The 9,772-nt window shown below is 35.7% G+C and carries 10 protein-coding genes; 8 read left to right on the top strand and 2 right to left on the bottom strand.

The features are described from left to right. The first annotated feature begins 99 nt into the window (after positions 1-99). On the top strand, positions 100-264 hold the full coding sequence (locus QHH19_05385; GenBank protein MDH7517758.1) for a preprotein translocase subunit Sec61beta: 165 nt from the start codon (positions 100-102) through the stop codon (positions 262-264). A gap of 9 nt (positions 265-273) precedes the next feature. On the opposite strand, the gene alaS is transcribed toward QHH19_05385, so the two are convergent. Beyond that, the gene (alaS, locus tag QHH19_05380; GenBank protein ID MDH7517757.1) at positions 274-3,021 is read right to left on the bottom strand and encodes an alanine--tRNA ligase; all 2,748 of its coding nucleotides are present in this window, start codon (positions 3,019-3,021) and stop codon (positions 274-276) included. A 166-nt stretch (positions 3,022-3,187) separates the two neighbouring features. On the opposite strand from alaS, the gene QHH19_05375 reads away from it, so the two are divergent. From QHH19_05375 to QHH19_05345, 7 genes are all read left to right on the top strand, one after another. After that, on the top strand, positions 3,188-3,994 hold the full coding sequence (locus QHH19_05375) for a hypothetical protein (protein MDH7517756.1): 807 nt from the start codon (positions 3,188-3,190) through the stop codon (positions 3,992-3,994). 460 nt (positions 3,995-4,454) lie between these two features. After that, a complete protein-coding gene (locus tag QHH19_05370; protein ID MDH7517755.1) occupies positions 4,455-5,150 on the top strand; it encodes a DUF1614 domain-containing protein in 696 nt (231 codons plus the stop codon). A gap of 84 nt (positions 5,151-5,234) precedes the next feature. After that, complete coding sequence (locus QHH19_05365; protein MDH7517754.1) at positions 5,235-6,104, top strand: hypothetical protein; 870 nt, start codon at positions 5,235-5,237, stop codon at positions 6,102-6,104. A gap of 39 nt (positions 6,105-6,143) precedes the next feature. Then, a complete protein-coding gene (locus QHH19_05360) occupies positions 6,144-6,620 on the top strand; it encodes a multiprotein bridging factor aMBF1 (protein ID MDH7517753.1) in 477 nt (158 codons plus the stop codon). Between the two features lie 2 nt (positions 6,621-6,622). After that, positions 6,623-7,216, top strand: a complete 594-nt coding sequence (locus QHH19_05355) for an L-threonylcarbamoyladenylate synthase (protein MDH7517752.1) — start codon at positions 6,623-6,625, stop codon at positions 7,214-7,216. After that, entirely contained in the window at positions 7,209-8,111 is a 903-nt protein-coding gene (gene map / locus QHH19_05350) for a type II methionyl aminopeptidase (protein MDH7517751.1), read from the top strand. Before QHH19_05355 ends, map begins: the two co-directional genes overlap by 8 nt. Further along, positions 8,108-8,965: a creatininase family protein gene (locus QHH19_05345; protein ID MDH7517750.1), complete on the top strand. Its 858-nt coding sequence runs from the start codon at positions 8,108-8,110 to the stop codon at positions 8,963-8,965. Before map ends, QHH19_05345 begins: the two co-directional genes overlap by 4 nt. A 575-nt stretch (positions 8,966-9,540) precedes the next feature. On the opposite strand, the gene QHH19_05340 is transcribed toward QHH19_05345, so the two are convergent. Further along, on the bottom strand, positions 9,541-9,772 hold a 232-nt coding region (locus QHH19_05340; protein ID MDH7517749.1), incomplete at its 5' end, for a hypothetical protein.

Here is a 9,772-nt window from a genome sequence, read left to right as displayed (position 1 = left end):
TCAATGTATCACATCACAAGGAGCTAAAGTTGACAAGCACTTTCCTATGATAGTAAAACTAAAATAGTACAACTCTTTATCAGGTGAATGAGGATAAATATGGCTCAAAAGAAAGGAGAAGGATTTCATTCTGCAGCAGGGCTTATACGTTACTTTGATGCAGAAGAAAAAACATCGCTAAAAATAAACCCTAAACTAGTCATAGCGATGTGTATAGCAACAGCAGTAATAGTGGTAGCGGTACACATAATCTACCCACTCTAAAAATCTTGTTTATTTTATTGTTTCTATTAACTCTATAGCTTTGTTAATTGCTTCTTTTGTATTTCCACTTTTTACCCCACCACACTGGGCCATATGTGGTTTTCCGCCACCACTTCCACCAAGTACTTTTCCTACTTCTCTTGCTATTGGTCTGAGATCTATATCTAAATCTTCTGATGCTGCTAATACCACTCTATTCCCAGAACTAATATAAGCTATGTATCCGCTTTGTTCAACTATTTTACCAGCACAGGCGATAGGATCATATGATTGAGGGATATCTCCAAATATGATCTTTGCAGGTTGTTTGCCACCTATTTTTATTTCCTCTTCTTTGTATAGCTCCTCAAGTAGGTGAAATTCAGCTGATTTTTGTTTGATCATTTTTTTTGTTTTTTTCCATTTGTCGAAGAGATTATTACATGCTTCTACTAGATTCAAAACAGTTGTTCTTTCTTTTTTATTTTTAAATTCTGTTTCTCTTAAAAATCGTTTTATTGTTTTTTCTAATTGCTGTACTGATACTGAAAATATCTTAGCAGATTCTTGTAACTGTTTTGAAACATCTTTTCTTTCCTTAATTTTATATATAGGGCTTAGAGTATTTACGATTTGTTCATAGAGTCGATTTTCTTCTTCGGCATATTCATCAGCTTTTTTTCCAGCTGCGAAGAAAATTCTGTTTACACCATCCTGTATACGCTCAGCTTTTAAAATGCGGATTTTCTCAATCTCTTTTATGTTGTTTAGATGAGTTCCACCACATGCCTCAACGTCTATACCAGGGATGTTCAAAACACGAATCATGTTCCCTGGTGGAACACCACCTTGGTAAAGCCTGAAGCCGTATGTTCTTTCAGCGTCGTTACGTTCCATAACCTTCTTTTCTACAACAGCACCTTTTTTAACAAAATCGTTAGCTAATTTTTCGATTTGTTTAATTTCTTCTTCGCTGACTGGTTTGTAGTGTGAAAAATCAAAACGCGCTTCATTTACTCCAAGTTGAGAACCAGCCTGCCATATATGTTCACCAAAAAGTTTTCGAAGAGCACCATTAACAACATGGGTACCTGTATGATGTTTCATCAGTGTGTACCGGTGATCCCAATCTATCACACCATGTAATTTTTTTCCAACATCTATTTTTTCATCTACTAGATGTATGACAGATTTTCCTTCTTTTTTAACGTGTTTCACATTTATGTTTCTACCATTGGCGATTAGGACCCCCTTGTCGGCTGGCTGTCCACCTCCCTCAGGGTAGAAAGCTGTTTTATCAAGGATAACTTCATATCCATCATTTGTTTCTTTTACCCATACAACTTTTGCATCGAACTCTTTTGTGTAGTGATCCTCATAATAAAGTAGTCTGGTTTCAGGTAAATTGGTCTGCATCTCCTCAGGTTTTTCTTCTTCTTTTTCATGCGAATGTAACTCCGCTATCATTGAATCAAAATTTTTTGGTATATCTATTTCTACACCCTCTTTTTTTGCGATGCTTTTCACAACATCAGGAGGTATACCATGTGTATCATACAAACCTATTAACGACTCGTTGTCAACATTTCCTTTTTCTTTGATTATCCGTTTAACAAGCGTCTCTCCTTTTGAGAGGGTATCTGAAAACCTGTTGGTTTCAATATCAAGTATCTCAGCAGCCTGTTTTTTTTGCTGCTTAAGGGATGGAAAATCCTTTTCTAGGTCTTCCAACTGCATAATTACTAGTTCCCTCAAGGTTGCATTTAATCCCAGTTTTTCAATAAACCTAAGACCCCTTCTTATTATAAGTCTTGTAAGATAACCTGCTTTTACGTTAGACGGCACAATACCATCACCTAGCATAAAAGCAAGGCATTTTGAATGATCTGCTAATGAGTAGATACTAGCCACATCAGAGCTATTCTTGGAGTTGTCTATCAACCATTCTATTATCTCTGGAAAAACGGTTTCGTAAATGGTTTTTGTGCCACTGCAACACCAGGCTATACGCTCTAAACCATAGCCTGTGTCAACAATGTTTAACGGATTAGGGGAATACTTTTTACCGTTGATTATGAAATCACCGTTTACATCCTCCTTCATGTTCATGAAAACCAGTGTTGCTATCTCAAGTCCACCAGCTAGCACCTCTAGACATGGACCTGCGTTGCCACCACCATCCCATAGTTGCTCTTTGTAGTTGATTTTCTCTCTTGGGATACCTATATGTTTTCTGAAGTATTCATCACAATATGCGACAGTTTGATTTTTCCAGTAGATCTCATCCTTGTTTTTGTTAAAAGCATGATGTCCCATCATCTCAAACATGCTTAAATGACAACCGCTGACACCTATTTCCTCTAAGTCATTGAGTCTTATGCAAGGCTGTGATATGACCAATGGGTTAGCTGGTGGTGGTACAACACCTGAGGTTACATGTGGCTGGAAATCAGCTATAGAAGCTATCGTAAGATATATGTCTGAGCGCCATCGTGCAACAACAGGACAACGCTCACCTGTCTCAGGGTAATGAAGCCTTGAATGACCATTTTTTTCAAAAAAATCTAAGAAACTGTTACGCACCTCAGATAGAGTAAAATGTTTCTTGCCAAAAGGGTTATCTATGAAACTGAAATCTACGCAGGACTTATCACCACAAAACTTTACATTATCATCTAGTGTCCAGAAGTAATCCTTGCATGAAGGGCATTGTTTTCTTATGAAACCATTTTCATGAAAGAACCTTAAATCACATTCTTTTTTTAGAAACGAGTCCATATCAAATCACAGTTTTCTTCTACCGAAATATAAAGAAGGTTTATTAACCCTTTTTAATGGTTCATACCCACATCCCTTAGATGTTTCTTTTTTCTTTCTGAAATGAGCTTAAAACCTCCAAAAATGTTAATATGAGATAAATGATTCTTACTGTTGATGTGATGGGATGAAAAAAGAATTGTTGGCCATAGGAACTTTAGCTATATTATTTGCTCTCTCTTTTAGTGGATGTGTAGAAGAAAACGTAGTTACTGCCGAAGAGATAAAAGAAAGATTCTTGCATGCTTTGGAGAATGTTACATCATATAAATATTCTTCAGAAGTCACATATTCAATTACGACAATAAAAGAATCAACAAGCACAACAGAATCTTCGGTTGCAATGACTGGTGAAATCGATATTTTAAATAAAAAAGTTAAGCAATATCTTAATACCACCTCTGAAGGATCTAATGAAGGGCATCTTATTTTATATATGGTTGATAATATCTCTTATTTTGGAAATCAGACGAATGGGAACACAACATGGACAAGCTCTCTTATGGGTTCGGAGATGTGGAGCGGCTATTCATATTTAGAACTGATTGCAACTATGCTTGAAAATGGAACTGAGCAGTATAATAATACGGAACTCAAACGAGTATCTGATGAAACAGTTGAAAACGTAGATTGTTATATATTACGTTTTACTGGTTTTCAAAATCAATCTGCAACTACTTCAAATGCGTATAGTTACATAGGATATGATGTTAAATATTGGATAGCAAAGGACACATATTTATTAAAAAAAAGCCATCTCAAATCGACAATCGATCAAAGCGGAGTTTATTCTTTTGGTGGTGCCAATCGTTCTATCATCACTTCAGAGATGGAGATATTTTTTTATGATTACAATGTACCACTTAATATAGTATTGCCCCCTGAAGCAAAAAATACCAATCTTTGGCCAGAGATAGAATATCCCGGCCCATAGCTAATAACATCCGTTTATCTGAGAGACCATGGTGTTTTTTACTTTTAATTTTTTAAAAAAAAATCAGATATATCCCAGATACAATGCACGTCAAACCAACTAAAATCTCTATAACAATATATGCCCCAAATACAAGTGTTCCTCTTTTTAATCTATAAATTCTAGTAGTCAAAAACGAAAGAGGAAATCTTCCCCGTGCCGATGGTGCAATTATCTTTTCTGCTTTGATTGATATAAGTCCTATTATGATAACAATTATTCCCAAATATAATAAAGAATATTCCAAATCCAAAATCAATATTTGTCATATCCTAGAATTGCCAATCCCCGGGATTTTCATATTCATAGGTAGATAGCATAAACTAAAGAATATTATCAAATCTTAAAAAGATTATGTAGAGATTAACATCCTTTATCTCAGGTTTTATAAAGTAGTACCAACATCCGTTAATTAGTAGTTATGTTAGCAATAACTTTAACCGAACTGGGACTATACATTCTCTACGTTAGCATCCCTATACTAATTCTTTATATTGCATATCTAGTTACAACAAAAGCATTCAAAGACATGGGTTTCTCATCAATAGAAGCAACAATAATCATCCTTGTATCCTTCATTTTAGGATATGGCATAATAGATGAATATATTGGTTTCAGTTTTGCGAACATCCAATTATTCACCTACAACAACTGGGTTGTAGGTATTAACACAGGCGGTGCAATAATACCTATACTACTAAGTATTTATTTAGTGATTAAAAAGAAACTACCAACTAAAAAACTCTGCCTTGGTATAATAGTTGTTGCAATAGTAACCTTTTTTGTCACATACTCTGATCCCAGCAGAGGCATAGTTTCACATTTTCCTCTATGGTTAGTACCAGCTTTCTTAGCTAGCATCCTCTCAGTTATAATGTTGTGGAGAAACTTCCGTCAGGCGGCATCACTTGCATATGTTTCTGGGACCATCGGTGTTTTGATAGGCGCTGATTTGTTTCATTTACTTGGTTTACTCAAACATCCAGTACAAAATAATACACCCGCAGTTATAGGTGGAGCAAATGTTTTCGATATGGTTTTCATAACAGGTATATTAGCTGTTATAGTTGATGGATTACTTATGTATAAGAAGAAAACTAGGGAGAAAAAAGTCTGATTCTTATATTATATTACGAAATACTTAATAAACACATTATATTTTACCTAAAAGAAGTTTATAGATTACTATATGGGGCTGCTGATGAGTGAATCTATAGAAGACTGGAAGAAAAATAAAGAGGAATACCAAAAAAAAGCGAACGAGTTAAAGGAAAAAAGAAACCAGCTTCATCTTAAGTCAAAGAAGCTTGCAGATGAAAGAGATGAGTTGAATTCGAAGATTAGGGATCTTAGAAACAAAATTAGTGTACATAAGAGGAACAGGGATGATTTAAATGAGAGGGTTAAACACGCTAAAGAGCAGAGGAACAAACTGAACAAGGCTTATAATGAGGCTAGGAGACTAGTTGAGCAACTTGAGAAAACACAGCATTCTGCTATGGGTATGAACCTTAATGAGCTTAAAAGGCAGCTTAGAAACCTAGAAATTGAGCAGATGACCCAGCCTATGTCTCCTCAGAAAGAAAAAAAACTTATAGAAACCATATCTGATCTTCATGCTAAGATTAAGGCTCAAGAGCAGGTTTTAAACAAGGATCCTCAACTTAAAAAGGCTGTTGAGGAGGAAAAGATATTGAAGCAGAAAGCTGAGAAACAGCATGACCTTGTTGAGAAGTTGGCTAAAAGGGCGCAGGAAGAACATGAGAGTATGATAACTTTGATTAAACAGTTGGACAGTTTTGTTAAAAGAGTTAATGAGATTCAGGAGGAAATTGTTTTGACTAAGATTGAGGCAGACAATGTTCACCGTGAGTTTATTGATTATGTTGATAAGATTCATGATCTTGAGAGGAAGATAGCTAGTGATCATGAAAAGAAAAGAAGGCGTAAGAAAGAAGAGGATACTACAACTGCTCAGAAAGAGGCTGATGAGATATTTGAGAGGTTTAAAAAAGGAGAAAAACTTAGTACTGAGGATTTGATGGCGCTGCAGAAAGCTGGTTTGATATAGGATTTGGTTTGTTACCTTAATTTGTTTGGGGAATTGAGTATGCAATGTGAGCTTTGCGGCAAGGATTATTTTGAATGCAGACTTGGTGTTGTTGATGGTGTTAGAATGATGCTTTGCCCTAGTTGTATGAAATATGGTCAGGGTGTTAAAGAAACTGCTGTTAAAACTCCTCCTGTTGTTCAGAGGAGTATCGGTTTAATTAAAAAACCTAGAGAGAAAGATGTGTACGCTGATATGACAAAAGAGCTGGTGTCTGGTTGGAATAATCTAATCAAAAACGCTAGGGAAAAAAAGGGTTTATCTCGCGAGGAGTTAGGTTTTCGTATAGGTGAGAGGACTGTTACAATCGCTAAAATTGAGAATGGTGATCTTCGCCCATCAGATAGCACCATTGTTAAACTGGAGAAGGAACTTGGTATCACTCTTCTTGAGGAGGTAAAACAGGTTAGCACTGGTGCTAGTGGTTCTCGTCATGCTCTTACCCTAGGTGATTTTTTTAAGGCAAAAAAGAAATAGTTATGGTAAAAATTGATTTATTTAAAGCTATAGAGGCTTTGAGACAAGGTGGTCTTGTAGTTTATCCTACTGATACGTTGTATGCCTTGGGTGCCGATATCTTTAATGAGGATGCTGTGAAAAAGGTTTTCAGAGTAAAGAAACGGCCTTTTGATGTACCGTTGCCTGTTGCTGTTTCAACCGTTGTTGATATGGAGAAAATCGCTTTTGTTGACAAACGGGTTAGGCTTTTAGCAGAACATTTTTTACCAGGTCAGTTGACTCTGGTTTTGAATAAAAAGGATGTTGTCCCAGATGTTGTTACAGGCGGGGTTGATAAAATTGCTGTTAGACTGCCTGATAACAGGTTTGCTCTTGAGCTTTTATCTGTTTTTGGTCCTCTGACGGTTACTAGTGCGAATATCCATGGTATGGAAACACCGAATAATATAAGAGACATACAGGCTCAGCTAAAGGGTGTGGATGTTTACTTAGATCATGGTGTTTTAGAGGGGTTGCCATCTACTATTGTTGATATGACTTCTGTTGAACCAAAGTTTTTACGTGAAGGTAAAATAACAAAGAAAGAGATATACGATGTGGTTAGACATGGATGAATCTGTTTATGATAAATACAGACGTGCTGGTAAAATCACAGCAGCTGCTAGGGACTATGGAACAAAGTTGATCAGAGAGGGTGTAAGCTATTTAGAGGTTGCTACAAAGGTTGAATCAAAGATCCTCGAATCTGGTGCGGGTCTTGCTTTCCCTGTTAACATTTCTATAAACGAGGTTGCTGCCCATTTCACACCAAAACACTCTGATGATGTCCTGGTTTTTAAAAAAGGTGATGTGGTTAAACTAGATGTTGGGGCACATATAGATGGTTATATTGGTGATACTGCGGTGACTGTTGAGGTTGGTACAAATAAATACTCTGATATGATAAAGGCTTCAAGACATGCTCTTGACAACGCAGTTGCTTTGATGAGCTCAAAAGTTAAACTTTCAGATGTAGGTAAAACCATACAGGAAACAATCAACTCATATGGTTATAAACCAATAGACAACCTAACAGGACATAGTTTGGAAAAATATACTCTTCACTCTGGTTTATCAATACCAAACGTCCAAAACAGGTTAGATGTTATGAAACTTAAGATAGGTGATGTTGTTGCAATAGAACCATTTGCAACAGATGGTGCAGGCCATGTTATATCAGGTAAAAGTAGCAACATCTATCGTTACACTGGGTCTGCTAGGACTAAGATAATAAGAGATATACGAACAAGGGTTCTTGCCATGAAAATACATAAAAACTTTAACACATTGCCGTTTGCAGAAAGATGGTGTAAAAAAATCTCCCAAAACGTTGACATTGAGCTGAGAAAACTTTTAATGACCGGGTGCATAAAAGAATACCCTCAGCTAATCGATGCAAAAAGAGGTATTGTTACACAAGCTGAACACACAGTTATAATACATGAGGATGAATGTGAGGTAACAACTTGAAAAACAACAACAAAAAAAAAGAAACAAAAATCATAAAATTCGAGGAACTCAATTGGAAACAGATAGATGCACTAAATAGGGATAAAACAATTTTTTTCTTAGCAATTAATCCTATGGAGGAACACGGCCCTCATCTACCAGTTGGAACAGATTACCTCACTGCCAAAGATGCTGTTGTTGAGGCTATAAAAATCTTAAATGAAAAAAACCCTTCTTTAAACTATGTTCTTTTACCACCTATCCCAGTTGGTTACTGCAAGTTTAACACTGATTTTCCAGGTAGCCTATCGGTTAGTGGAAAAACCGTTAGAGACATTGTCTATGGTATTGGTTCCTCTCTTGCTAACCATGGTTTCAAATACCTTGTTATATGTAGCTATCACATGGCAATCGGTCATTTGAAAGGTATTTATTCTGCTATGAAAAAACTTGAATCAAAATATGGTATGAAGGTATGTGAGCCTTGGGGACCATATTTTTATAACAACGAAACTGAGAAGCGTGAACCAAAACTTGGTTTTGACACAAGCAAAGAGGTTCATGCGTGTTTCCGTGAGACATCGCTCATGAAATATCAGTACCCGTATCTTGTGGATGAATCCTATAAGAATTTACAGAGTATATATAGAGATATGCGTTCACCAAGAACTATCAGCAAAAAATTTAAGGAACTTGGTTTAAAAGATGGTTACATTGGCAGCCCAGCGAGGGCTGATGCTGATTATGGTAGATGGTATTTCAATGAAACAGTAAACACTTATGTTCGATGTACGCTTGATCTTTATGAAGGAAAAAAAATACCAGAATTACCACATCACATAAAAGTGGCTATGAGAACATTGTTTTGGCAATAGAGATTTAATATATCTAAGAGTTGGATTTTTAACTGTTTAGAATGTTGCTTTGTGTTTTATCATGTCATGTTTTTATAATAACTTACAAAAACTTGGCCTTTAAAGCTAGTTTTAGAGAAAAATTTAGATAGCTAAGATTATTGTTATAATGCTTTTTTAGTCTGTACCTTCCAGTATAGGTTGTGATTGGTAAAAATATTTTTTATCAATCACATTGTTTAGGGTAATACGTAATAAGCATCCCAGAATATTCACAATGTGGATCCTTTGGGTAATAGGTAACAAATATTCCAGAATGATCATTTACAATTTTTCGTTCTTCAAAATCTAGGATAGATATTCGTTGTTCAAAGAAATTTGTAAATAATATCGTTGAGTTTTATCTTGATGATGTACTTGAGTATACTGATTCAACTCGGCCTTTTACATGGGATTTGGATAAAAAACTGGAGGGTGTACATAGACTTGAGCTTCGTGCATATGATGAATATGGTAATTACGTTTGCGGTGGCTCAGAGTTTTTGTTTTTACAGTCTTAATTAATAAAAAAAGAAAGAGTATGATTATGTATTAGTCTAGCACCCTGTTCTCCAATACGTGCATACACACTTAGGATAAGTGGTATAAATCAATGGTGTCCTCCCAGAAGAATCATCCGCATCTTTTAGCCATTGAAACGTTAAGAAAAATATTCTTTGTCCTAGGAATCTTGTAACTAGATCTTTTATTCTTTCTCCTATTGCTAGTTCGGTTCTTATTTTGAATAGTGGTGATTCTTTCTTTTTGGAATTTGTTGTGTTTGTGTTA

The organism is Candidatus Thermoplasmatota archaeon (assembly GCA_029907305.1).
Lineage (GTDB): Archaea > Thermoplasmatota > E2 > DHVEG-1 > DHVEG-1 > JARYMC01.
Note: the sequence above shows the minus strand (reverse complement) of the source record. Positions and strands in the feature narration are given on the sequence as shown.